The sequence below is a fragment of the Pseudomonas sp. Cab53 genome, from assembly GCF_018325965.1.
GTDB lineage: Bacteria > Pseudomonadota > Gammaproteobacteria > Pseudomonadales > Pseudomonadaceae > Aquipseudomonas > Aquipseudomonas chlororaphis_E.
This window is the reverse complement of the sequence record NZ_AP021902.1, coordinates 1,662,028-1,687,444: the sequence shown is the minus strand read 5'-3', so window position 1 is coordinate 1,687,444 and position 25,417 is coordinate 1,662,028. Positions and strand designations below refer to the sequence as shown.

Sequence of the window (25,417 nt, the reverse complement as noted above, 5' to 3'; positions counted from 1 at the left end):
AACCGGCGGGCGTCAACTCAGGCGAGAGCAGGACGTCCTGAATCGTATAAGGAGCGAGTCAGGGACCGCGCTGGCGTCACGGTCCCTGCCCCGGATCAGATTTTGTTGAACAGACCCAATTGAGCGATCTTGCTGAACGCCAACTGCGATGCCTGCAGCATAGTCTGCTGCAAGGTCAGGCGCGTCATCACTTCGGCCGGGTCGGAATCACGAATCGCCGACTGGGTCTGGGAGTTGGCCAACACAAAACTCTGGTTGGTGTCGCTCTGGGTGTCGAGGGACTGGCCACGACCACCGACCGAACTCAACGCGCTGGTCAGCTGGTCAGTGCCACTGGCCAGGTTACCCATGGCCGAAGCCAGCGCCGCGTTCAGTTTCTGGCCGGCGATGTTGTTGCCATCGACGGGCGTTTCCAATGCCGAGCGCAACTGGTTCACGGTGTCCAGGATGTTCTGGGTCTCGTGGGTGTTGACCGCGATGCTGAACTGATCGTCGGCGGCCGGGGCACCGTTGAGCGTGAAGCTCACGCCGGAGGCGGTCGCGACGTTGCCTGCCAGGGTGCCGCTGGATACCGGCTTGCTGTCGGCGGTCAGTGGCGCGGCGTACAGGTCGAAATCCGTGGCACTGGTGAATTTCATCACGGCCGACCCCGACGGGAAACTGGCGTGGTAGGCCACCGGGTCGGTGATGGTGCTGCCGGTGATCTGGGTCGTCGTGGTGTTGCCCGGGCTGCGGGCCGGCGTGAAGCTGTCGGGCTTGGCCGCCAGGGTGAAGGTATGACCAGGCAGCACCGTGCCGGCCGCGTCGCCCGTATGAAGGTTGACGTTCAAGGTCAGGTCGACACCGCGAAAGCTAACGGTCTGCCCAGCCTGGGTGTTGGGGTTGATGACGCCGCCCTTGCTGGCTTCGGCCGTCACGTCGTTGCCGCTCGAATCGGTGATTTTCAACTGAGTGCCGCTGGCGAACTCCACGGTGTACGGTTCACCGCTGCGGAACTGGCTGTTGTAAGTCACGGCGGACGAGACCTGGCCGTTGGTCAACACCACGCGACCATCATCCACCGCTGGCGCAGTCATGGTGACCTGGCTACGGCTGGTGTTGACGGCTTGCTGGAATGCTTCCCAGCCGGTGCTGTTGGTGGCCATGGACATGGTGTCGCCGATCGGCAGGTCCAAGGTGACCTGGTCGCCGTTGTAGCTGTAGGTGCCGTCGTCGTTGCGGGTGAACGGCACGACATCGCCCTTGGAGCCGGCAAAGATGTACTTGCCGTTCTCGTCCTTGGTGTTCATCAGGCTCAGCAGTTGCTCTTCGATCGACCCCAATTCCGAGGCCACCGCCTTGCGGTCGGAGTCGGTGTAGGCGGCGTTGCCGGCGCTGACGGCCAATTCCTTGGCGCGTTGCAGCACGTTGCCGATGCTGGTCATGACCGCTTCGGTGGTGCCCAGGGTCGCCTTGATCGTGGTGACGTTCGCTTCGTATTGCGAAAGCATCGACGCCTGGTTGCCCAGTTGCAGCAGACGCGAAGCGCCCACCGGATCATCGGCGGCCGTGTTCACCCGTACCAGGCTGCTGGCCTCTTCGCTGGTCTTGACCACATTGGCGAAGTTCTTCTGGTAGTTCGCAGCCGTGCTTTCGTAAAACTGAGAGGTAGAAATGCGCATGGGCTACGGCTCCTTAAAGACTGTTGATCAATGTGCTGAAGATTTGTTGCGCAGCCTTGATGATCTGCGAAGACGCGGTGTAGTACTGCTGGAACTTGACCAGGTTGCCGGTTTCTTCGTCCAGGTCCACGCCCGACAGCGAGTCGCGGGCGCTCTTGGCGTTGTTCAGGATGGCGCCGGTGGCGGCGCTGTCCAGCTTGCCCTGGGCGGCCTTGGCACCGACACCTTCCACCAGCTTGCCGTAGGCATCGTTCAGGGAAATGCCCTTGCTGCCGGAATTGGTGTCCACGGTCTTGGCGGTCTGCAAACCGGCCAGGACGGTGCCGTTACGGTTATCCAGGCTGCCGGCCTGGCTGAGGCTGATGTTGATGCCCGCCCCCTGGGAAGGCGCGCCGGCGATGGACATGTCGAACGAGACGGTACGCTGCACCGGCGGGACGGACGAGTCCATGATCGGGTTGCCGCTGGCGTCCTTGAGTGGAACGCTCAGGCTCAGGGTGTTGCTCTGGCCAGGCTTGATCGTGCCGCTGCTGATCGTGCCGCCCTTGGCATCGAGCAACTGGTAACCCTGGCTCGTGCCGTCAGCGGAGGTCGCGCCGAACACCACCTTGACCGGCATCGAGTTCTGGATGCCGTTCTGGATGATGCTGGTGGTGGCTTCGTCGTAGATGTCCAGTTTGGTGGTCATCGCCGGCTGGCCACTGGCCGGAATGGTCAGCGTGCCACTGCCGCCCGCTGCGATGGCGGCGCCCAACGGCGCGGCAATCGCCAGCCGCTTGGAATCGGTCATCTCGGTCTTGATGCTGCCCGCCGCATTGCGGGTCGGGGTGATCTTGAACGAGTCGCCGGCGGCCGCGGTGCCGTTGGCGAAGGTCAGCGAGAAGCCATCGACCACCGGTGGCGGCGTGGTCGCGGTGTTGAACGCGCCCATCGAGGTGCCATCGGGCAGGCGCTGGACGGTGTAGTCGCTGCCGCTGGTAAAGGTGATCTTGTAGTCGTTGGTGGTCAGCTTGCCGGTGTCCTCGATGGACACGTTGAAGTTGCCGGCGCCGGCGCTGTTGTTCAGGGCGGCGACGCTGCGCTGGCTCATCTGCGCGGCACTGTTGATGCTGCTGAACAGGTTGGAACCGAAGGCACCGTTCTTGTCGATACCCGAGGCCTGGATGCTGTTCATCTGGTCGGCGACGACCAGCGCCACACGGCCCAGCTCGTTCATGGCCGGGTCGAGCACGGTGCTGCGGTAGCGCATCAGGCCACCGATCTCACCGCCGGTCAGCACCTGAGTCAGGTCCATTGAACTGGAACCACTGTTGAGCTGGATGCCGATGCGCCCCGGATCGTTCTTGTCCGGCACCGCTTGCAGGGTGTTGGTGATGTTGCCCATCACCAGCGGCTGGCCGGAACCGAGGTAGATATCCAGGCTGTTGCCGTTCTCCACGACCTGGGTGCCGGTGAAGGTCGACAGCTGGCGAATGGCTTCGCCGCGCGAGTCCAGCAGGTCATTGGGCGCACCGCCCGAGTTGGAGACTTCGGAGATCTTCTTGTTCAACTGGGAAATGGTGGTGGCCAGGCTATTGATCTGGTCGACCATGTTCGACAGGTTGCCGTTGATGTTGTCGTTCTGCGCGGTCAACTGGCTGGCCACCGAGTTGAAGCGGTTGCTCAGGGCCTGGGCATCGCTGAGCAGCAACTGGCGGGAAGCGTCGTCGCCCGGCTTGGCATTGACGTTCTGCACCGAGGCGAAAAACTTGGTCAGTGCGCCGTTCAGGCCGGTGCCGCTGTCGGACAACAGGGAATCGAGCGGCGTGATCTGCCCCTGATAGGCCGCCGCATCGCTGTTGAGCGAGGTGGTGGTCTTGAGCTGTGCTTCGAGGTAGGAGTTATACACCCGACGCACGTCGGCCAGGGTGGTGCCAGAGCCGATGAACACGTTGCCGTACTGGTTCGACGCCTTGGTCGTCTGCACGGTCTGCTGACGCGAATACCCGGCGGTATCGACGTTGGCAATGTTGTTACCCGTGGTCACCAACGCGGTCTGGCTTGTGGACAGACCTGACATCCCTATATTGAGCAAACTCATGGTTCAGACCTTATAACGTCGTGGTGGCGCCTGCCGATGCGTAGTTCTGGTAACTCGTCATCTGCCGGGCTATATGCGAAATCTTGCGGGCGTAGTTCGGGTCGGTGGCGTAACCGGCCTTCTGCAACTCGCGTACAAACTGTTCGGGGTTATCGGCCGACTTCAGCACATCTTGATAGCGGCTGTTGCTCTGCAACAGATTGACCAGGTCGTGGAAGCTGTCGCGATAGGACGCATAGGAACGGAACTCGGCCGTCTCCTTGACCATCTCGCCATTGCGAAACTCGCTGGTGATCGCCCGCGCCGAATCGCCTTTCCAGTTCTGGCTCGCCTTGATGCCGAAGAGGTTGTGGCTGCTGCTGCCATCGGGCTGGCGCATGACGGATTTGCCCCAACCGGTTTCCAAGGCCGCCTGGGCCACCAGGTAGCGTGGGTCGACACCGATGCGGTCCGCAGCTTCCTTGGCCATCGGCAACATGGCGTTGACGAATTCGTCGGCATCGCGGAAAGCCTTGCGCGCCGGTGCCAATGGCGGCTGCGCGACGGCACGGCCGTAGACCTGCATGTCCGGTTTCGCGTCGGCCGCCTTGAGCGCGGCCAGCCAGTCGCCGTTGCCCAGCTCGCCGCTCGACGGCTTGACGGCGGCGACAGCACGATCGGGCAGCAGGTTCTGCGCCGGGGCCTCGGCATTGACCGAGGCCGAAGGCACCAGGCCCGCGAGCAGGCGGTCGGCCAGCTTCGGCGGCAGGGCCAGGCGACGCTGGTTGAGCAGTTCCATGTCGTTGCGATGACCACCCTCGGCGCCCTGCGGCGCACTGACGGCCCGCGAGGCCCACAGTGGACGCTGGCCGCTGGTGCGCGACAACGGGCCGTCCGTGGGCAGGGTGCCGGCGGCAACCGGGGTCGGCACGGCCGCCTTGGTCGCCTTGTCCAGCGCCTCTTGCTGCTTGGCCGCCGACAGCGTGGCCGCTTCGCCCGGGGCCAGCGGCTTGTTCTTGGACATCTGGCGCAACAGCACGTCGGCCAAGCCGATACCGCCGCCTTCGCGGGACATGGAAACGGCCAACTGCTGGTCGTACATTTCCTGGTACTGCTTGGCTTCAGGCGTATTCATCGGATTGTCCTTGCCCAGGGCCTCGGTGGCCGAACGCATGGACTTGAGCATTTCGCCGAGGAACAGCGACTCGAATTCCTGCGCCACCTTGCGCAGGTTGCCATCGCTGTTCTTGTCGCCAACCTTGAGTTGGTTCAAGCGGTTCAGGTCCGAGTAGGACGCCGAGTCGCCGCTGGTCAAAGCGCCCTTGCGCATATCCATGGCTCGACCCTCAGATCACGATCAGGTCGGCTTGCAACGCGCCGGCCTGCTTCAAGGCTTCGAGGATCGCCATCAAGTCGCCCGGTGCCGCGCCGACCTGGTTCACCGCCCGGACGATTTCATCCAGGGTGGTGCCCGGGCCGAACTTGAACATCGGCTTGGCTTCCTGCTCGGCATTGACCCGCGACCGCGGCACGACGGCGGTCTGGCCGTTGGACAACGGACCCGGCTGGCTGACGATCGGGTCTTCGGTGATGGTCACGGTCAGGCTGCCGTGGGTCACGGCGGCCGGTGAAACCTTGACGTTCTGGCCGATCACGATAGTACCGGTGCGCGAATTGATGATGACTTTCGCCACGGCCTGGCCCGGATCCACTTCGAGGTTTTCCAGGATCGACAGGTAGTCGACCCGCTGGCTCGGATCCAGCGGCGCGGTGACCCGGATCGAGCCGCCGTCGATGGCCTGGGCCACGCCTGGGCCGAGCATGTCGTTGATCTTGTCGACGATGCGCTTGGCGGTGGTGAAGTCGGAACGGTTGAGGTTCAGCGTCAGGCTGTTGCCCTGGTTGAAACCACTCGGCACCGCACGTTCCACCGACGCACCGCCAGGGATGCGACCGGCCGACGGAACATTGACAGTGATCTTCGAACCGTCGCGCCCCTCGGCGTCGAAGCCGCCCACCACCAGGTTGCCCTGGGCGATGGCGTAGACGTTGCCGTCGATACCCTTGAGCGGCGTCAGCAGCAAGGTACCGCCGCGCAGGCTCTTGGAGTTACCGATGGACGAAACGGTGATATCCACCTGCTGGCCGGGCTTGGCGAAAGCCGGCAGGTCGGCACTGACCGACACCGCCGCGACGTTCTTCAACTGCACGTTGCCGGAACCGGCCGGCACCTTGATGCCGAACTGCGACAACATGTTGTTGAAGGTCTGCAGCGTGAACGGGGTCTGGGTGGTCTGGTCACCGGTGCCATTGAGGCCCACGACCAGGCCGTAGCCGATCAACTGGTTGGAGCGCACGCCGGAAATGCTGGCGATGTCCTTCAGGCGCTCGGCTTGAGCGGCGAAGGCTGCCGACATCATCAGCGCACCGAGCAACAGCTGTTTAAGATTCAACGGGGCCACCTAGAAAGGGAACTTCGGGCTGAGGAAGAAACGATCGAACCAACCGGGCTGACTGGCATCGGCGAAGGCACCGGTGCCCGAATAGGTAATGCGCGCATCAGCCACGCGGGTGGACGAAACGGTGTTGTCGGTGGCGATGTCGTCGGCACGAACCATGCCGGCGATGCGCACCAGTTCGTCACCGGTGTTGAGGGTCAGCCACTTCTCGCCCCGCACGACGATGATGCCGTTGGGCAGCACGTCGGCGACGGTCACGGTGATCGAACCGGTCAGGCTGTTGCTCTGGCCGGACTTGCTGTCGCCCTTGGTCGCCCGGTCGGCGTTGTAGCCGGCATTGAGGCTCAGGTCGTTGCTGCCGATCGGGTTGTTGGTGGTCAGGCTGGAACCGAACAGCGAGGTCAGGCCGACGCTGGTGGCGCTGGTCTTGTCCATCTGCGAGTTGGCGTTCTTGCTGGCCTGGGTCCGCTCGTTCAGGGTGATGGTGATGATGTCACCGACCCGGAATGCCTTGCGGTCGCTGTACAGGTTCTGCTCGAAGCCGGCCTGGTAGATCGAGCCATTGTTGGCCGCAGCCGGCAACGGTGTACGCGGCAACACCGGCGCGTAGTACGGGTCATTGGGCCTGGGCGTTGGCGCGACACAACCCGCAAGCGCGGTGATCCCACTCAATGCCAGTACAGATACAAAGCGTTTCATGACCCTACCTCTCGGTGTTGCAGGCGACCTACGGGCCGCCCTGTCTACGTAAGTACAGATGTTGGGACGATTACAGATTCTGCGTGACGAACGAGAGCATCTGGTCGGCGGTGGAGATCACCTTGGAGTTCATTTCGTAGGCGCGCTGGGTGGTGATCATGTTGACCATCTCCTCGACCGTGCTCACGTTGGAGGTTTCCAGGGTGTTCTGCAGCGTGGTGCCGAAACCGTTCAGGCCCGGGGTGCCGATTTGCGGCGCGCCACTGGCGGCGGTCTCCAGGAACAGGTTGTTGCCCACGGCCTGCAAGCCGGCCGGGTTGATGAAGTCGGCGGTCTGCAGGTTGCCGATCACCTGGGCGGCCGGGTTGCCTGCCACGGTGATGGACACGGTACCGTCGCGGCCCACGGTGAAGGTCTGGGCATCGTTCGGGATGATGATGGCCGGTTCCAGGGCGAAACCGCTGGCATTGACGATCTGGCCATTGGAGTCGAGGTGGAAGGTACCGTCACGGGTGTAGGACGTGGTGCCGTCCGGCTGCAGGATCTGGAAGAAACCGCGACCGTCGATGGCCATGTCCAGCGGCTGCTCGGTGGTTTGCAGGCTGCCGGCGTTGAAGTTCTTCTGGGTGCCGACGATGCGCACACCGGTACCCACTTGCAGGCCCGACGGCAGCTCGCTGTCCTGGGTCGACTGGGCACCTGGCTGACGCTTGACCTGGTACAGCAGGTCCTGGAACTCGGCACGATCACGCTTGAAACCCGTGGTCGAGACGTTCGCCAGGTTGTTGGAAATGGTGGTCAGGTTGGTGTCCTGGGCGGACAAACCTGTTTTGGCAACCCACAAAGCCGGAAGCATTCGATTCTCCTCGTACGCCTGATTATCGGCGCGACGCTGTCATTAATAGTTAGATCTGCAAGACCCGAGCCATAGCCTCATCGCCTTCTTTGGCGGTGTTCATCATCTTCACGTGAAGCTCGAACTGCTTGGCCAGGGCCAGGACCGAGGTCATCTCGTCCACGGCATTGACGTTGCTCGCTTCCTGGAACCCCGAGACCAACTGCACGTTGGCATCGATGGGTGCCGGCTGGCCGTCCTTGGTCCGGATCGAACCGTCCAGGCCCTTGGTCATGTTCTTGAGGTCCGGATTGACCAGCTTGATGCGGTCCACCTCGGCCATTACCCGCGGGCCTTCGCCCATGGCGCGGATGCTGATGGTGCCGTCCTGGCCGATTTCGATCTTCTGCTCCGGCGGCACGGCGATGGGACCGCCGTTGCCCATCACCGGCATGCCGTTGCCGGCCCGCAGCACGCCCAGGGCGTCAACATTGAGGCTGCCGGTGCGCACGTAGCTTTCACCACCGTCGGGATTCTGTACCGCCATCCAGCCCGGACCGCTGACCGCCACGTCGAGGTCGCGACCGGTTTCCACCAACGCGCCCGGTGTGAAGTCCGTGGCAGGTCGCTCGGACATGGCAAACGCCCGCGCCGGAAAGCTGTCGCCGAACACCGGCATCGAGCGCGCCTGCTCCAGGTCTTTCTGGAAACCATTGGTGGAAATGTTCGCCAGGTTGTTGGCATGGGCCCGTTGCGCCAGTGCGTTCTGGCTGGCGCCGGTCATTGCCACATAAAGGTACTTGTCCACTGTCGTTCCTCTGCATGCCGGACGTTTGCCGTCCACTGCTGTGTTGCACAGCCTTAAGCAATTTGCAGACCAACTTTTTTCTGGCGGGCCAAGGCCCGGTAAACAAAGGGCCTGGGGGATTTACAGAGGATAGGTTGAGGGTGTCGAAGTCGAAAAACCGGCGGTGTTATGCCGCTAGGTGGCAAGGCCTGGCACCTGGCCTGATGCCAGGCGCCTCATCGGCTGGCGGAGGTCAGGCCTTTGCCAAGGCATCGCCCAACACACCCACCACCTGCTCCTGGTGCTCATGGGTCAAGCCGAGCCACATGGGCAAACGCAACAGGCGCTCGGAATAGCCGTCAGTCACCTCCATCGACCCCTGCACGCGTCCATAACGCAGGCCACCGGGCGATGAATGCAGCGGCACGTAATGGAACACCGCGTAGATGGCATGTCGCTTGAGCTCTTCGAGGACGGCCTGGCGCTCGACGCCCGGGGCGAGGATCACGTAGTACATGTGCGCGTTGTGCTGGCAGTTTTCAGGCACTATCGGACGCCGCAGCGCCCCTTGCCGCTCAAGCGTCGCCAGCGCCGCATGGTAATTGTCCCAGAGGGCCAGGCGGCGGTTGGTGATGGCTTGCGCCTCTTCCAACTGGGCCCAGAGGAACGCGGCCGTCATTTCCCCCGGCAGGAACGAGGAGCCCACTTCCTGCCACGTGTACTTGTCTACTTCACCCCGGAAGAACCGGCTGCGATCGGTGCCTTTTTCCCGGATGATCTCGGCCCGCAACGCCAACGCGGGATCATTGACCAGCAAGGCCCCGCCCTCCCCCGAAATCACGTTCTTGGTTTCGTGAAAGCTGAAGGCCCCCAGGTCACCGATACTGCCCAGCGCCCGCCCCTTGTAGGTCGACATCACACCTTGCGCGGCGTCTTCCACCACGGCCAGCCCATGCCTGCGGGCAATGGCCAGGATCTCGTCCATCTCGCAGGCCACGCCTGCGTAGTGCACAGGTACGATGGCCTTGGTCCGTGGCGTGATCGCCGCCTCGATCAGGCGCTCGTCCAGGTTCAGGGTGTCGGGCCGCACATCGACGAAGACCGGCACCGCGCCGCGCAACACGAAGGCATTGGCGGTGGAGACGAACGTATACGACGGCAGGATGACTTCATCGCCAGGCTGGATATCCAGCAGCAACGCCGTCATTTCCAGGGCCGCGGTGCATGAATGGGTCAGCAGGGCCTTGTTGCTGCCCGTTTGCGCCTCCAGCCAGCGATGACACCGCTTGGTGAAGGGGCCATCGCCGGCGAGCATGTTGCCGAACTTGGCCTGGGCGATGTAATCCAGTTCCTTGCCGGTCATGTAAGGGCGATTGAAGAAGATCGTTTCTTTGCTCATTGCAAACTTCCCTGGATGGGCATGGTCATGGGTGGCGCGAAGGACAAAACCTCAAACCGCACTGATCCGCCCACCTATCTGGCTGCCTGTATCAAGATTTTCATAGAAGTACGGAGTGAATCCGGCTCGCTTCATCGCCTGCTGGGTTTCAACGATGTCGTATTCAACCCGGTGCAGCTCGAACGCCTCACCGTCCCAGGTGGCGAAACCGGCCCGAGCGTCACCATCACGGGGCTGGCCGACTGAACCAGGGTTGCAGTAGACCTTGCCTTCGCCGCTCCACAGGTACTGGACATGAGTATGGCCCGAGGCGAAGTAGCGGCCAGGCAAGGGCGAAAAATACGCCTGCGAAGGTCGCACGTACTCATCCAACGGATCGTTCCAGCCACCGTGGACGATGCTCACCCCCTGTTGGTTCGAGCGCTGCGCAAGCGAGCCCAGCCAGGCCAGGTTCTGCGCCGTGACGACGCCTTGCTGGTAGTCCAGGCAGGCATTGGCGCTGTTGGAACGAGGGCATCGCTCGTGCTTGGCCAGGTACCAGTCGTGGTTGCCCATCACCGAGAAGACGTCCCGCTCGCGCAGGGCGTCGCAGCATTCATTGACCTGGCTGTAGTAACCGGCGGTGTCGCCCAAGCAGATGATCTGTGTAACACCCAGTTCGTCGAGCTTGGCCAGCACTGTCCGAAGGGCGCTGTAATTGCCATGTACGTCAGAAATGATCCCGATCATAGACAATGAAGTCCTCTATATAACGAACAGCGAAACCACTGCGCAGCGTAGGCCGGGCCAGCGTCTTGCCGTGCAGGTAATAGTCCAGGCACATGGCCGCCTCGTTGTAGCCGAATGCGCGGCGTATCGAACTGGTCGAGGAGATCCGCGGATTGATCTCCAGCAGGCTCCAGGAACCGTCGCCGCCACGCCGGAACTGCAAGTTGGTCGGCCCCTCAGGCTTGAAGGCACGGCATAACCTGACCACCACCTGTTCCAGCGAATCGTCCTGATACACCCAAGCCTTGGCGGTGGAGCCATCCGAGGCCAGGCGGCGCTGGAAGGCAATGATCGGCCCGGGGTCGCCGCGACCGTCGCCAAACGCCGCCACGGTGAACTCGTCGGCCGCGCTGCCAATGATCGGTTGGGCCATGAGGTACTCACCCAGCAACGGCGCGTGAGGCGTGAAGTCGCGCTCCTCGCGAACCCAGACCAACCCCTTGGAAGCGTAGCTCCTGCGCGGCTTGAGCAGGAACGGCAGGCCCAGCGCGGCCGTGAGCGAATGAAAGTCCCCGGACAGCAGGCTGGGAATACGGCAGGCATCCCCCAGCGCCACCAGCGCCTGGTCCATGGCCCATTTATCCCGGGAAAGGTCGATCAGGTGCGAATTGTTGAGCACCACCCGGCAGTCAAGCGTGGCCAACAACGCGCGGTTGTCCGACAGCCAATGGAGGTCCTGTTCGATCCCCGGAATCAGCAGGTCAACCTTGTGCCGGGCCAGGGTGTCGCCCAGCCATTGGCCATATCCCGGGTCAGCGGTCAGCGGGGCTTGCTCGAATGCATCGCTCCAGGCGCGCCCGACAGCGTCGTCGTAGATATCGGTGCCGATCAGCCGGACAGAGGCATCCGCCGCACGCAAGGACTTGAGCAGGCCATAGCCCATGATGGCCCCTACGCCAGTCACCATGACGGTCTTCATGCCAGGGTCTCCCGGTGCGCTCGCATCAACTCGAATCCCTGGCGAATGTCGATTCGCGGGGTGAAACCCGTTTGCTCGTGGAGCGCCTGCAAATCGTCGAAGGGCGGCAGGTCGGGGATGTCGTTTTTTTCCGCCAGGAAGCGGACGTCCAGCGGCTTGCCAAATGCTTCGAACGCGGCCTGGGCGATCTCGGAAAGACGCGGGGATTGCGGATGGCCGCAGTTGAACAGCCCTGTAATGCCGTGGGTCGCTACCCGTGCGCAGAGCTCGGCAAGGTCGTTCAGGTGCAGGTAGTTGCGCTTGGCGTCGTTGCGGCCATACAGCTCGACGGCCTGCCCGGCTTGCGCTTTGTCGGCCATGGCATACAACAGCGGTTGATGAGACCGGCACTGCTCGTCACTGCCGTAGACCTGGCTGATACGCAGGATGCTCAACGCCATGCCGCGCTCCTGGCAATACAGGCTCGCCACTTCCTCGGCATGGCGCTTGGACAGCGAGTAGATGCCAAAGTAGGGATCCGTCACCTGGTCGCAGGCCGAACGCGACGACAGCAAGATGAAATGGCGGGCCCCGCATTGTTCCGCCAGGCGACAGGCCGCCAGCGTACCCACGCTGTTGACCAGCTCGGCGCGAACCAGCTCATCCGGCTGGCGCCCGCCGAAATCGGCAGCGGCCAACACGACAACGTCGAAGCGCTCATCGCAGGCGACGGGCGCCTGGGCACTCAAGTCGAAGGCGATGTCGGCATCCCGGCGCCCCGCCAACCTGACCTGGCCATGGCGCGACAAGCCGCGAGCAACCGCCTGGCCGATGACCGAGGTACTTCCGATGACCAGGCTTCTCATGACGCAGCGACTGTCGCTTCGAGCATGAGCGCGCAACTGAGCTCCGGGTAATCGATCCCCACGGTGCACATGGCCTGGACGATGTCCGCCCCCAGGTTCAATTCCTTCAGTTGACCGGTGGTGAAAGGCTTGAGGAACACGCCTTCCTTGCGCACCACCTCAAGCCCTGCGGCTTGCAGCTCGGCCGTCAGGGACTGTAGCGAATAGCTGCGCACATGACCCAGTTCCAGATCGCCGCTGCCCAGCGCCATCATGTCGTCAAGCAACCCGGCAGCATGGCCGAAGCGCCGATGCAGGGACTCGCCATTGGGCACCAGCACGAAGCAACGCCCCCCCGGCGCCAGGAAACGCTTGAACCGTTGCAGCACGACCTGCGGATCATCGACGTGCTCAAGCACGAAGCCCATCACAATGAGATCGAAACGCTGGTCGGTGTCGAAGGTCTCGAAATAACTTTCGACAATCTCGGCCGGGCTGTCCGGGTACTGGGCCTTGAACTGGGCGATCACCGAGGCGGAGCCGTCGATGACCGTGTGTTTGCTAAAGAACTTCGAGAAGCGATGGGTACTGAAACCATGGCCCACGCCGAGCTCCAGCAGGCTTTGCGCCTGGGTGCACAGCGCCATGATGCGTTGGGGATACCAATTGAGAATGATGTTGTTGTCATACGCATAGCCAAAGCTGTCGCTGTAGGCGGCGATGAAGGTATCAAGATCGTTGCTCATGTCACTGCACTCCGCTGGGCGGCCAAATAGTCATCGGTACGGTTCAATCAGCCAGCCAGGCCTGTCGCCAGGCGTCCAGGCGCTCACCTTCGAGCAGCCACTGGGTACGCACGGCCGACTGCAAGGCGTCTCCCAGGGTCGCCGAGGCCTCACGATCCTCCAGGTGCAGGCGAATCGTGCGGATCCAGTCTTGCGCCTCGTTGCTCACGCGCGACAGCGGCAATACCTCGCCACCGACAAACCCCGGCACCCGGCTGCAAATGACCGGATGCCCGCAAGCGGCATGCTGCAGGACGCGCAGGTCGGCCGAGCAGGCGTTGCCCAGGGTTTCGGCCATCGGTACCAAGGCAAGATCAAGGTTCAACGCGGCCAGGGCGCCCGCCAACTGCTGCTGCCCGACACCCGGGTGCAGTTCTGCCACGAAAGGCCGCATGGCCGCCGGACAGTCGCCCAGCACCACCCAGTCCACTTCGCCGGCCAACGCTGGCAGCACATCGGCCAACAGCTCGGCGTCCTTGCCACCCAGCCAGCCCAGGCGCGGCCTGACGCCTACGGCACGCTTGCTCTGCAGGCGCCCCCAGGCGGCCGGCAGCAGGGTTTCCACCAGGCGAATATCATCGTGCTGGCCCTGCAACAGTTCGGCCAGCGTCGGTGAAGAGACCAATACCCGATCGGCCTGTAGCAGCCCGAACCGCAGGCGCTCCAACAGCTCATCGGCCGAGTCATCACCCTTCAATTCCATCTGCGGCAAGTAACCGTCCAGGTCGTAGACCGTGAACGCTTTGGAAAACGCCCTCAGGCGGCTCAGGGCCAACAGCCCCGCGTCATCCAGAGGCCGCTGCAACACCACGGTGGCCGGCGCCAGGCGCTCGATCTCCACCGCCGACAACACCGTTGAAACCGCCGTACCCTCGACCTGCCCGGCTTCCAGCATGGCCCGCAACGGCTGGATCAGCCGCGAGTGCCCCGTCGCCTGCGGGTCAGTGATGCAAACCAGCAGCCTCGGCACGCTGCCTTGCAGCGGATACCAGCTCAGGTCGTTGTTTTCCAGGGTAAAGCCCTCACCGGCACGCAGCGAGAAATTGGCGTTGTAGCCAGGGTCGCGGGCCAACTGCGGCATCCAGCGGGCGAACAATGCGTCCTCCTGCTCGCGGCTCGCACGGGGGGCCGGCAGCGGGTCGACCAACAGGCGTGTGAAAGGCGTCCAGACGTTCAGGTACCCCGCCTGGTACAACTTCAGGCACAGGTCGATAGAGGTCCAGGGCGCCAACAACGGATCGGTGTCGAAGCCGCCCGCTTCGAGGAACAACGCCCGACGCAGCATCAGGCACTCACCGTCCACCGCGCAGCAGCTCTGCTCAAGCCCCAGCCGCCCCATGTAGCCCGCCACCTGGGATGACACACCCTCGAAAGCCCGACCGACCGTTCCTCCCAACCCCAGCACCAGGCCCGCCTGGCGAATGCGCCCCTGGTTGTCCTGGGACTTGCCGCCCACGGCGCCGACTTCCGGGCGCTGGGCCTGGTTGAGCAACGCGTGCAACCAGCCGGGTTCCAGCACGGCGGCATGGGCATCGAGCCACAGCAGGTACTCGCCACGCGCTTCCTGCGCCGCCGCATTGCACATGGCTGCACGGGATTGTCCCGGCATGAAACGCAACACCTGGAAACGGCCTTCGCCCATCTCCTCGACTAGCGCCAGCCACTCCAGCAAGGCAGGGTCGTCGCCGCCCGGCTCGACCAGTAAGACTTCGAAGTCCACGGCGCTGGTCTGGATCAGCAGGCTTTCCAGGCAACGCTGGAAATTGACCAGTTGCCCTTCGAGGTAGATCACAATGCTGACCGAGGCCTGGCGCTCATGGCCGTAGTCGATGCGGTAGCCGCCGGGCTGCATGTCCAGGGCGATCGCCTGCCCTTGAACGTAGCCACGCGCCTGCAGATGCGCGTCGATGACCGCACGCTCATCGGCGCAGTCCGACGGCCTCGGCTCGTTGGCGATCAGCAGGGGCTCGCTGACATGCCCCACGCTCTGCCCACCTTGCTCGCTGATCAGGCGCAACTGATAGGCCAGCTCAAAGGCTCCGCCGCAGGTCTCGTCAAAACCGCACAGCTGCACCAGCGCTTCGCGACGGTACATCCAGTGACGGGAAAAACTGGCCGGGTTGGCCAACAGCAAGTCCAGGTTCAGATCGGGGCGCAGCGCGACATTGACCACGCCAGCCATGCGCAGCGCCTCGTCGGCGTACACCGCCAGGCAATTGTCGGGGGCGTCGAGCAGGTTGAGCGCCGTCACCTGCAAGCCTGCGGCCACGAACTCCTCCCCCGCCTCGACCATCATCACCCAGTCGCTCTGGATGCCAGCGAGCAAGCCATTGATCGCAGTCACCGGCTGCCTCGGATCACAGTCCAACCACTGGACGTTGGCGCGCGCCGGATCGACGCTGCCCATCACGCACACATGGATGCGCTGGTACAACTGTCGATCCAGGCTGTCGAGGGTGTGCGCCAATGCAAGCGGGTTGCCGTCATCGCGGACCAGGACCGTGAAGCTGGGGGCCGTTGGGATCGCCAAGCGCTCGTTGACCAGGCGCAACTGCTGGGCCGTCGGGTAGCGCTGGCGCAACCAGTCGAGCGCCCCCAGGCGGTTGCCGACGGCTTCCCGGGCGGCGGTCGCCTGGGTCCTGGCAATGAACACATCCAGTTGCTGCCAGAAAGACGCGGTGCGCTCAACGTAACGCGGCAAAGCATCACCGAGGCTGGCCCGGGCATGCGCCAACGGGTCCGGCTGGTCGAGCATGGCAAAGCCCACACTGCCGAAGAAACTGGTGTCGAGCAGCGGCTGGTCGACGCCATGCCCCGGAATGAAAATCACCGGGCAGCCGCACAGCACCGCCATCACGCAGGTCATCGACCACTCGTAGGAATACATCACCTCGGCCTTGCGCAACACCTTGGCCAACTCAGGCAGGGTCAGCGGATTGGCCATGCTCAGCAGACGAATGTCGGCGGGCAGTTGCGCGTAGTCGATCTTTTCCAGCGGGTGGCGGTTCTGATAGAGATAGCTACCCTCGCGCACAGCATCGGTGCCCACGCTGGAGAACATTTCGATGTCGATGGTCGGCAGGCACAGCAGGTCGCCGTCAGGGTCGCCCCGGTGCTCGGCGAGCCGGGCTGCGTAATAGAAAAACAAGTCGGTGGGCGCCGCGTCCATGCTGTTTCCGGTCAGGAAGCCCTCGAAATTCAGCAGAAAACGCGCCACGACCGAACAGTTCAGCGGATTGCCGGGGAACACCTCGGGGTACACCGCGATCGGCACTTTGCCGGCGGCCTTGTGGCGCTGTTTGATCGCGGAGGTGATCACCGGGGTCTTGAGGTCTGGATTGACCACGTCGCTGCCGCAGATGTAAGCCTCACGGCCACTGAGATTGAGCATGTGGCAGAGGTAATGCAGCGAGACCACGCCCGACGACGATTCACGGTAGGCAGGTGCGGCGAAATAGTAGGGATGCTCGGGTTTGGCATACATCAGCCGCAAACGCGCCAACGCCTGTTCAAGCGAATGAGCGTCCAACTGCGCGGGGTTCGACATCGGGTGCATCTCCACAATCAAATCAAACAGGGTGTGACTGCAAGGCCCGCTCAGGCAGCCCCTCGCGTCATGAAAGCCGATGCATCCGCGCCGGTATTGAACAACAGGTCGATGACACTGACCGCGTGCTGGAAGTCGCCGTACACCTGCGGGTATTCGGGGTAGCCGGCGTAGCTCATGTACGACACCGTGATGCCTTGGGCGGCGAACGCGGCTTCGTCGAGGTAATGGCTGGCTGCCGGTCCGGAAAGGTAATGCTCGGCACCGAGGGCCTGGCACAGGTGGATCAGGCGCTCGTTCTTGCCCTCGACCCCACCCAGGTCCTCGGAACGGTAAAGCGGTGTGTGGATGCCCAGCAGGGGGCACAGGCCGGCGATGAACAGGTGGTTGATCCGGGTCAGGTGGGTCAGGTCGGCCGCCTGCTCGTAGAGCGCCCGAATCGGCGCTTGCATCTGCGCAAAATACGGCGCGCGTCGGTAGCTCTGCTCGATGGTTTTCCAGTGCGCGGCGGCCCAGCCCGGAGTGCTGATCTCGACTTCATTGATCAACTGGCCGAGGCGGCCCTTTTTCTTGACCGGGATACTCAGCCAATACTCGCCCTGGGCGGTCTTGATCTTGTTACGGTTGCGCCAGTCACTGCGGGTGTACTGGACGTCGTCGTACAGGATGAACGCATCGACGCTGCGGATCAGATCGAAGTAGCCCTTCCAGGGAATGTAGTTCGACTGCACCACTGCAATTTTCTTATGCATTCTGAATCTCACGTACGCAGCGGGAACCGGGGCTGAGCCCTGTCAAAAAGTCGCCACAGAATGTGAATAAGCGGCGCACCGACCTCGGTCGAGCAAATCCCATACCAACTATTTCAGGCGCCGCTACGGTCAGGACTCAGCCTTGCCCACCTCGTACGCCCGCAACTTGTTGGCAATGGTGGTATGGGACACCCCCAACCGCTTGCCCAATTGCCGGCTGCTGGGGTGCTCGGAGTAGAGGCGCTCCAGCACCGCCTTCTCGAAGCGCCCGACGATCTCTTCGAGCCCGCCCTCAAGGGAGAAATCGCCAAGGGGCTGGCGCACGCCGTAGTCCGGCAGGCGAATGTGCTCGGCCCGCACTTTCCCGCCATCGCACAGGGACACCGCCTGGAACAACACGTTTTCCAGCTGCCGGACATTGCCCGGCCAATGGTAGTGGCTCAGGCGCTCCATCGCCGCCGGGGCCAGCCTTGGCAACGGGCAGCCGATCTGGCGGCTGGCCTGGTCGAGAAAGTGCTCCACCAACGGCGTCAGCCCATCCAGGCATTCACGCAGTGGCGGAATGTGCAGCGACAGAACGTTCAAGCGGTGGTAGAGGTCCTGGCGGAATTCGCCGCGGGCGCAGAGTTCGGAGAGGTCCACCTGGGTGGCGCAGATCACGCGCACATCCAGGTACACCTCCTCATCGCTGCCGACCCGACGAAAGCAACCGTCCTGCAAAAAGCGCAGCAGCTTCACTTGCAGGCGTGGGCTCATCTCCCCGACCCCGTCGAGAAACAGCGTGCCCCCCGCCGTCAGTTCCAGCAGGCCGAGCTTGCCTTCGGCCCGGGCACCTTCGAAGGCGCCAGGGCCGTAGCCGAACAGTTCGGTCTCGGCCATGGACTCCGGCAGGCCGGCACAGTTGAGCGCCATCAGCGGCGATTGCCCGCGCGGGCTCGCCAGGTGGCAGGCCCGCGCCAGCAATTCCTTGCCGGTGCCGGTCTCGCCTTCGATCAACAGCGGCGCATCCAGCGGCGCCATGCGCCGGGCTTCACGGACCACCGCCGCCATCACCTTGGAGCTCTGGAAGATGCTGTCGAAGCCGCGTAACTCCTGCTTGCGCACGTTGTAGATGCGCTCGCCGACCCGGTCGGCGCGGTGCAACGTCAGGACCGCGCCGGCCATGGCCTCGCTGTCGTCGTGCTCCGATTGCAAAGGCGCGATATCGGCCAGGAACACATCGCCCTTGACCTTGACCCGCAGGCCGTTAATGCGCGACTGGTTGGCGCGCACCAGCTCCGGCAGGTCGAAATCCTCGGCATAACGCGACAACGGGATTCCCGGCACCTCATCCACCCGCACCCCGAGCAACTGCGCCGCCGCCCGGTTCGCGGCGACGATGGAGCCGCCCATGTCGATGGACAGCACCGGAAACTCCAGGGCGCCCAGCAAGGCGTTGAGCTCCATGTGCCGACGCTCGCTGGGCATCAGCCCTACACGCTTGACGCCAAACACCCCGGCGATGCCCTCGAACTTTGGACGCAACGCCTGGAATTGAATGTTGATCAGGTTGGGACAGTGCAGGTAGATCGCATTGCCATGTTCGCCACCAACCTCCCCGCGGGCGACGTTGATGCCGTACTCCACCAACAGGTTGAGGATGTCCCGCAGGATGCCGATGCGGTTCTGGCAATGGACTTTGATGCGCATAAGGAGGCCCGGGAGCTCGTTGTGAGTAGGATTTTTCTGAGACTGAGTGCAAATAACCGTCAAGATTATGTGACAGCTGCAGGGCATTTCCCAGCTGAAAATCCAATCGGCATGGACGCACCGGCCCATCTGTAACGAAAAATTTACGAAACAGCGCCATTCCATCCACCCACGTCGCCATGGCCCTGCTGCACATTCGTCTGCTTCGCGTTATCTCTACTGCATCGCTGGACATAACAACAAAACACGCCTTTCCCCCTGAGGGGAATCAGCAGGAGAACAGCATGAAGCAGACGCAGTACGTGGCCCGCGAGCCCGATGCGCAAGGTTTTATCGACTACCCCGCCGAAGAACATGCGGTGTGGAACACGCTGATCACCCGCCAGTTGAAAGTCATCGAGGGCCGCGCGTGCCAGGAATACCTCGACGGCATCGAAAAGCTCGGCCTGCCCCACGATCGCATCCCGCAACTGGGTGAAATCAATAAAGTGCTGGGCGAAACCACAGGCTGGCAAGTCGCCCGGGTGCCGGCGCTGATCCCCTTCCAGACCTTTTTTGAATTGCTGGCCAGCAAGCAGTTTCCGGTGGCGACCTTTATTCGTACCCGTGAAGAACTGGACTACCTGCAAGAGCCGGACATTTTCCACGAGATCTTCGGCCACTGTCCCCTGCTGACCAACCCCTGGTTCGCCGAATTCACCCACACCTACGGCAAGCTCGGTCTGCAGGCCTCCAAGGAAGAACGCGTCTACCTGGCGCGCCTGTACTGGATGACCATCGAGTTCGGCCTGGTGGACACGCCTCAGGGCCGACGCATCTACGGCGGTGGCATCCTGTCGTCCCCCAAGGAGACGGTGTACTGCCTGTCCGACGAGCCCGAGCACCAGGCGTTCGATCCGCTGGAAGCCATGCGCACGCCGTATCGCATCGACATCCTGCAACCGGTGTACTTCGTCCTTCCCGAACTCAAGCGCCTGTTCGACCTGGCCCATGAAGACATCATGAGCCTGGTCAAGCGCGGCCGGGAACTGGGCCTGCACACGCCGAAATTTCCGCCAAAAGCGGCCTGAATGGCTTTTTTTGAGCCCAATTGAGTCTGTTGCGCCGCACGGCTTTGCTTTAGCGTGGGCGCATCGACGTTCTACTCTTTCGATCCAGGAACACACCATGAACACTCTGAACCAAGCCCATTGCGAAGCCTGCCGCGCCGATGCCCCGCAAGTCAGCGACGAAGAACTGCCGGTACTGATCAAGCAGATCCCGGACTGGAACATCGAAGTGCGCGACAGCGTGATGCAGCTGGAAAAGGTCTTCCTGTTCAAGAATTTCAAGCACGCCCTGGCCTTCACCAACGCCGTCGGCGAGATCTCCGAAGCCGAGGGCCATCACCCGGGCTTGCTGACCGAATGGGGCAAAGTCACCGTGACCTGGTGGAGCCACTCCATCAAGGGCCTGCACCGCAATGACTTCATCATGGCCGCGCGCACCGATGAAGTGGCCAAGACCGCCGAGGGTCGCAAGTAATGCATTTCGACGCCATCGGCCGGGTGCCCGGCGATCCGATCCTCGGCCTGATGGAGGCCTACGGCGCGGACACCAACCCGAGCAAGTTCGACCTGGGCGTGGGGGTCTACAAGGACGCCCAAGGCCTGACGCCGATCCTCGAATCGGTAAAGCAGGCCGAACAGCGCCTGGTGGATCGCCAGACCACCAAGACTTACATTGGCGGTCACGGCGACGCGGCGTTCGGCCAGTTGATCAGTGAACTGGTGCTGGGCGCGGACTCGGCACACATCGCCGAAAAACGCGCCGGCGCCACCCAGACCCCAGGGGGCACCGGGGCCCTGCGCCTGAGTGCCGACTTCATCGCCCAGTGCCTGCCCGGACGGGGCGTCTGGCTGAGCAACCCGACCTGGCCGATCCACGAGACCATCTTCGCCGCCGCTGGCGTCAAGGCCAGTCACTACCCCTACGTGGGCGCCGACAATCGCCTGGATATCGAGGCCATGCTGGCGACCTTGAACCAGGCGCCCAAAGGCGATGTGGTGCTGCTGCACGCGTGCTGCCACAACCCCACCGGTTTCGACCTGACCCATGATCAATGGCGCCAGGTACTGGACGTGGTGCGCCAGCGTGAACTGTTGCCGTTGATCGACTTCGCCTACCAGGGCTTTGGCGACGGGCTGGAACAGGATGCGTGGGCGGTGCGGCTGTTTGCCCAGGCGCTGCCGGAAGTGCTGATCACCAGTTCCTGCTCGAAGAACTTTGGCCTGTACTGCGATCGCACCGGGGCGCTGATCGTCTGCGCCGGGGAAAGCGGGAAGTTGCTGGATATCCGCAGCCAACTGGCCAACATCGCCCGCAACCTGTGGTCGACGCCGCCGGATCACGGTGCCGCCGTGGTCGCGACGATCCTTGGCGATGCACAACTCAAAGGCCTGTGGGCCGATGAAGTCCAGGCCATGCGTCTGCGCATCGCCCAACTACGCAGCGGCCTGCTGGACGCCCTCGAGCCCCACGGCCTGCGGGAGCGCTTCGCCCATATCGGCGTACAACGCGGAATGTTTTCCTACACCGGCCTGACGCCGGAGCAGGTCCGGCATCTGCGCGAGCGGCACAGCGTGTACATGGTCGGCACGGGCCGGGCCAACGTGGCGGGCATCGACGCGACACGCCTGGACCAATTGGCCGAGGCGATTGCTGACGTTTGTAAATAACTGTCATCCCTATCTGACACATGCCCCTTTGTGGCGAGGGGATTTATCCCCGTTGGGCTGCGCAGCAGCCCTGAAAGCTGACGCCTCGGCTGTGTCAGATTGACCTGCAAAAACAGTTTGGGGGGCTGCTGCGCAGCCCAGCGGGGATTAAATCCCCTCGCCACAAGAGCCCGCCAGTTGTAGCTACAGCCCTGTCCACTCACGAACAAATTCGGCGGTGTCTTCCTTCGGAGCAACGCGTGCCTCTTTCTGCGGGGTGCCCAGGTAAAGGAAGCCGATCACCTCTTCGCCGTCCTCCAGGCCAAGCCCCTTGGCCACGTGCGGGGAATACGCCAGCTCGCCCGTACGCCAGACGCCACCGACGCCCTGGGCATAAGCCGCCAGCAGGATGGCATGGGCCGCGCAGCCGGCCGCCAGCATCTGCTCGGCCTTCGGGACCTTGAAATGATCCTGCAGGCGGGCGATCACCACCACGACCAACGGCGCACGCAACGGGCCGTTGAGGGCTTTTTCCACAACGGCTTCGGCCACCAGCGGGTCGTTGAAGCGCGCCGCTTCGGCCAGCAGTTCGCCCATGCGCTGGCGCGCCGCCCCCTCCACCGTCAGAAAACGCCAAGGCCGCAACTGGCCGTGATCCGGCGCCCGCATCGCAGCGGCGAACATGACCTCGCGCTGTTCCGGCGTAGGGGCCGGGTCCACCAGGCGCGGGACGGAAACACGGTTGAGCAAAGCGTCGAGAGCCTGCATCGGCCACCTCCCTGAAAAATGTCCGGCTATTCTAGTGGCTGTACGGCGAGTTCGTTAGCGCAAATTAGAACGCCGATGCACACGCCCGTCGCGCCGGGTGCGGTTTACATGCCGCTTGCCGTCGGTAGAATGGCGCCCTTCCCCTTTCAGCCCGAGCGGACTTCATGGCGTTGCCGACCCTGCGGATCATAGGTTTCATCATCGGCATCTTCCTGATCACCCTGGCGATCTTCATGGTCGTGCCCATGGCCACGTTGCTGGTGTTCGACCGCACCAGTGACCTGCCGTCGTTCCTCTGGTCGAGCATGATCACCTTCGTCGCCGGCCTGGCCCTGGTCCTTCCCGGGCGCCCGGAACACATTCACCTGCGCCCGCGCGACATGTACCTGCTGACCGTCAGCAGTTGGCTGGTGGTGTGCATCTTCGCCGCGCTGCCGTTCCTGCTGACTCAGCACATCAGCTACACCGATTCATTCTTCGAGAGCATGTCGGGGATCACCGCCACCGGCGCCACGGTCCTGAGCGGCCTGGACACCATGTCCCCGGGCATCCTGATGTGGCGCTCGCTGCTGCACTGGCTCGGCGGGATCGGCTTCATCGGCATGGCGGTGGCGATCCTGCCGTTGCTGCGCATCGGTGGCATGCGGCTGTTCCAGACCGAGTCGTCGGACCGCTCGGAAAAGGTCATGCCTCGCTCGCACATGGTGGCGCGGCTGATCGTGGCGTCCTACGTGGGCATCACCATCCTCGGCACACTGGCCCTGTGGTGGGCCGGGATGAGCCTGTTCGACGCGATCAACCATTCGATGTCGGCGATTTCCACCGGCGGTTTCTCCACCTCGGACCTGTCCCTGGCCAAATGGACGCAGCCGGCCGTGCACTGGGTGGCCATCGTCATCATGATCCTCGGCAGCCTGCCGTTCGCCCTGTACGTCTCGACCCTGCGCGGTAATCGCCGGGCGTTGATCAAGGACCAGCAGGTCCAGGGCTTGATCGGGGTGCTGCTGGTCACCTGGCTGGTGCTCGGCACCTGGTACTGGGCCACCACCGACCTGCATTGGCTGGACGCCCTGCGGCACGTGGCACTGAACGTGACGTCGATCGTCACCACCACCGGCTTCGCCCTGGGGGACTACAGCCTGTGGGGCAATTTCTCACTGATGTTGTTCTTCTACCTGGGCTTCGTCGGCGGCTGCTCGGGCTCGACGGCCGGCGGGATCAAGATCTTCCGCTTCCAAGTCGCCTACATCCTGCTGCGGGCCAACCTCAATCAGCTGATCCACCCTCGGGCAGTGATCAAGCAGAAATACAACGGCCACCGCCTCGACGAGGAAATCGTCCGTTCGATCCTGACCTTCTCGTTCTTCTTCGCCATCACCATCTGCGTGATCGCCCTGCTGCTGTCGCTGCTGGGGGTGGAATGGATGACTGCCCTGACCGGCGCGGCCAGCACCGTGTCCGGCGTCGGCCCGGGGCTGGGGGAAACCATCGGCCCGGCCGGCAACTTCGCACCGCTGCCCGATGCCGCCAAGTGGATCCTGTCCGGCGGCATGCTGCTGGGACGGCTGGAGATCATCACGGTGTTCGTGCTGTGTATCCCGGCGTTCTGGCGTCACTGACCGGTTTCGTCGCACTCGCCAGCCGTGCCCGGTACTCGCCGGGCGTGGTGTCGAACCAACGGCGAAAGGCCCGGAAAAAATTGCTCGGGTCGGCAAAGCCCAGCAAGTAGGCGATTTCCAGCAAGGTCATGGCCGGTTGCGCCAGGTACTGTTCGGCCAGCTCGCGGCGGGTGTCGTCGAGCAGGCTCTGGAAACTGGTGCCCTCCTCCTGCAGGCGGCGTTGCAAGGTGCGCTGGGACAGGTGCAGCGTCTGCGCCACCACGTCGCGCTTGGGCTCGCCCTGGGGCAGCAGTCGGCACAGCACCTGCCGCGCCTTGTGGGTCACACGGCTTTCCGAAAACCGCGCCAGGTACTCGCCGGCAAACCGGTCGTGCAGCCTCGCCATGGCCTCGTTGGCCGTGGGCAGCGGCGCTTCCAGGTCGCTGCGCTCCAGGATCAGCGCGTCGTAAGGCGCACCGAACACCAGCGGCGCGGGAAACGCCTGGCGATAAGGCGCCAGGTCCGCCGGTTCCTCTCCCTGGAACAGCACCTTCACCGGACGCAGGGTGCGCCCGGTCAACCAGTTGCACAGGGCCAGCGCGCAGGCCAGGGATGCTTCGGCGCTCTGGCGGGTGGGGGGCAGATGATCGCCGTGCACCGTCAGGATCAGCCCGTAGCCCTCTTCGAACTGACGAAAACTCAACTCGGCGCTTTCGGCGATGATCCGCTGGTAACGCACCAGCCGTTGGAAACCTTCCACCAGCGTGCGGCTGGACATCAGGGCGTAGCCCGCCACGTGGAAGGAAGCCGGGCGCACTACCTTGCCCATGTTCAGGCCAATGGCCGGGTTGCCCGAGAGTTGCACGGCCTGCTGCCAGAGCCGCGTCATCGAGTCCTGGGGAAAGCGCGCGTCCGGATCGTCCAGGGCCTCGAAATCCAACCCCAGTTGCTTGAACAGCGCCCGACAATCGAGGCCGTCCATTTCCAGCGCCTTGACAATCCCCATCGCCCAGCTTGAAGAAGTCGTTCGTTCGCTCATGACGGATCACTTGCACGAGGAGCCGCGTGCTGCGGCCGGATTTGCGAAGGATACTAGACTGGCCCTCATTGTCACTGGCCGATGCAGATGAGCGCTCTAGACTTGAAAGGACAATAACCCTCAAAGAGCCTGC

General features: G+C 63.3%; 21 protein-coding genes. 4 read left to right on the top strand and 17 right to left on the bottom strand.

All coding sequences use genetic code 11. The features are described from left to right. Positions 1-95 precede the first annotated feature (95 nt). The 15 genes from KI241_RS07350 to KI241_RS07280 all read right to left on the bottom strand — a co-directional run bounded on the left by KI241_RS07350 (position 96) and on the right by KI241_RS07280 (position 19,183). Entirely contained in the window at positions 96-1,661 is a 1,566-nt protein-coding gene (locus tag KI241_RS07350) for a flagellar hook-associated protein 3 (RefSeq protein ID WP_042729465.1), read from the bottom strand. A 13-nt stretch (positions 1,662-1,674) separates the two neighbouring features. After that, on the bottom strand, positions 1,675-3,741 hold the full coding sequence (flgK, locus tag KI241_RS07345; protein ID WP_047737644.1) for a flagellar hook-associated protein FlgK: 2,067 nt from the start codon (positions 3,739-3,741) through the stop codon (positions 1,675-1,677). Positions 3,742-3,751: 10 nt separating this feature from the next. Next, positions 3,752-5,056 (bottom strand): flagellar assembly peptidoglycan hydrolase FlgJ, encoded by a 1,305-nt coding sequence (flgJ, locus tag KI241_RS07340; RefSeq protein WP_212803518.1) that lies wholly within the window; start codon positions 5,054-5,056, stop codon positions 3,752-3,754. 10 nt (positions 5,057-5,066) lie between these two features. After that, the gene (locus KI241_RS07335) at positions 5,067-6,140 is read right to left on the bottom strand and encodes a flagellar basal body P-ring protein FlgI (RefSeq protein ID WP_161796106.1); all 1,074 of its coding nucleotides are present in this window, start codon (positions 6,138-6,140) and stop codon (positions 5,067-5,069) included. Between the two features lie 42 nt (positions 6,141-6,182). After that, positions 6,183-6,878 carry a flagellar basal body L-ring protein FlgH gene (gene flgH, locus KI241_RS07330; RefSeq protein WP_042729469.1) on the bottom strand — a complete coding sequence of 232 codons (696 nt, stop codon included), beginning with the start codon at positions 6,876-6,878 and terminating at the stop codon, positions 6,183-6,185. A 70-nt stretch (positions 6,879-6,948) separates the two neighbouring features. Then, the gene (gene flgG, locus KI241_RS07325; RefSeq protein WP_042729470.1) at positions 6,949-7,734 is read right to left on the bottom strand and encodes a flagellar basal-body rod protein FlgG; all 786 of its coding nucleotides are present in this window, start codon (positions 7,732-7,734) and stop codon (positions 6,949-6,951) included. 49 nt (positions 7,735-7,783) lie between these two features. After that, the gene (locus tag KI241_RS07320) at positions 7,784-8,521 is read right to left on the bottom strand and encodes a flagellar basal body rod protein FlgF (protein WP_003199043.1); all 738 of its coding nucleotides are present in this window, start codon (positions 8,519-8,521) and stop codon (positions 7,784-7,786) included. 232 nt (positions 8,522-8,753) lie between these two features. Next, a complete protein-coding gene (rffA, locus tag KI241_RS07315) occupies positions 8,754-9,899 on the bottom strand; it encodes a dTDP-4-amino-4,6-dideoxygalactose transaminase (RefSeq protein ID WP_042729471.1) in 1,146 nt (381 codons plus the stop codon). Between the two features lie 51 nt (positions 9,900-9,950). Then, complete coding sequence (locus tag KI241_RS07310; RefSeq protein WP_042729472.1) at positions 9,951-10,628, bottom strand: metallophosphoesterase family protein; 678 nt, start codon at positions 10,626-10,628, stop codon at positions 9,951-9,953. Next, entirely contained in the window at positions 10,609-11,586 is a 978-nt protein-coding gene (locus KI241_RS07305) for an ATP-grasp domain-containing protein (protein ID WP_042729473.1), read from the bottom strand. The genes KI241_RS07310 and KI241_RS07305 overlap by 20 nt, the downstream gene beginning before the upstream one ends. Then, positions 11,583-12,431, bottom strand: coding sequence for an NAD(P)-dependent oxidoreductase (locus tag KI241_RS07300; protein ID WP_042729474.1), 849 nt, complete (start codon positions 12,429-12,431; stop codon positions 11,583-11,585). The genes KI241_RS07305 and KI241_RS07300 overlap by 4 nt, the downstream gene beginning before the upstream one ends. Beyond that, positions 12,428-13,156, bottom strand: coding sequence for a class I SAM-dependent methyltransferase (locus KI241_RS07295; RefSeq protein WP_047737654.1), 729 nt, complete (start codon positions 13,154-13,156; stop codon positions 12,428-12,430). Before KI241_RS07295 ends, KI241_RS07300 begins: the two co-directional genes overlap by 4 nt. Before the next feature lie 43 nt (positions 13,157-13,199). Then, on the bottom strand, positions 13,200-16,742 hold the full coding sequence (locus KI241_RS07290; RefSeq protein WP_212803517.1) for a glycosyltransferase: 3,543 nt from the start codon (positions 16,740-16,742) through the stop codon (positions 13,200-13,202). A 50-nt stretch (positions 16,743-16,792) separates the two neighbouring features. Then, the gene (locus KI241_RS07285; RefSeq protein WP_042731951.1) at positions 16,793-17,494 is read right to left on the bottom strand and encodes a WbqC family protein; all 702 of its coding nucleotides are present in this window, start codon (positions 17,492-17,494) and stop codon (positions 16,793-16,795) included. Between the two features lie 129 nt (positions 17,495-17,623). Next, entirely contained in the window at positions 17,624-19,183 is a 1,560-nt protein-coding gene (locus KI241_RS07280; RefSeq protein ID WP_212803516.1) for a sigma-54-dependent transcriptional regulator, read from the bottom strand. Positions 19,184-19,467: 284 nt separating this feature from the next. Here KI241_RS07280 and phhA point away from each other — a divergent pair, with 284 nt between their 5' ends. From phhA to KI241_RS07265, 3 genes are all read left to right on the top strand, one after another. Beyond that, positions 19,468-20,253 carry a phenylalanine 4-monooxygenase gene (phhA, locus tag KI241_RS07275; protein WP_047737662.1) on the top strand — a complete coding sequence of 262 codons (786 nt, stop codon included), beginning with the start codon at positions 19,468-19,470 and terminating at the stop codon, positions 20,251-20,253. 97 nt (positions 20,254-20,350) lie between these two features. Next, on the top strand, positions 20,351-20,707 hold the full coding sequence (locus KI241_RS07270) for a 4a-hydroxytetrahydrobiopterin dehydratase (protein ID WP_047737665.1): 357 nt from the start codon (positions 20,351-20,353) through the stop codon (positions 20,705-20,707). Then, positions 20,707-21,900, top strand: a complete 1,194-nt coding sequence (locus KI241_RS07265) for an amino acid aminotransferase (protein WP_212803515.1) — start codon at positions 20,707-20,709, stop codon at positions 21,898-21,900. The genes KI241_RS07270 and KI241_RS07265 overlap by 1 nt, the downstream gene beginning before the upstream one ends. A 183-nt stretch (positions 21,901-22,083) precedes the next feature. Here KI241_RS07265 and KI241_RS07260 read toward each other — a convergent pair whose 3' ends face one another. After that, a complete protein-coding gene (locus KI241_RS07260) occupies positions 22,084-22,647 on the bottom strand; it encodes an NAD(P)H nitroreductase (protein WP_042730107.1) in 564 nt (187 codons plus the stop codon). Between the two features lie 164 nt (positions 22,648-22,811). On the opposite strand from KI241_RS07260, the gene KI241_RS07255 reads away from it, so the two are divergent. After that, on the top strand, positions 22,812-24,266 hold the full coding sequence (locus tag KI241_RS07255; RefSeq protein ID WP_212803514.1) for a TrkH family potassium uptake protein: 1,455 nt from the start codon (positions 22,812-22,814) through the stop codon (positions 24,264-24,266). On the opposite strand, the gene KI241_RS07250 is transcribed toward KI241_RS07255, so the two are convergent. Beyond that, the gene (locus KI241_RS07250) at positions 24,223-25,284 is read right to left on the bottom strand and encodes an AraC family transcriptional regulator (RefSeq protein WP_080922072.1); all 1,062 of its coding nucleotides are present in this window, start codon (positions 25,282-25,284) and stop codon (positions 24,223-24,225) included. The genes KI241_RS07255 and KI241_RS07250 overlap by 44 nt on opposite strands. Positions 25,285-25,417: the final 133 nt, after the last annotated feature.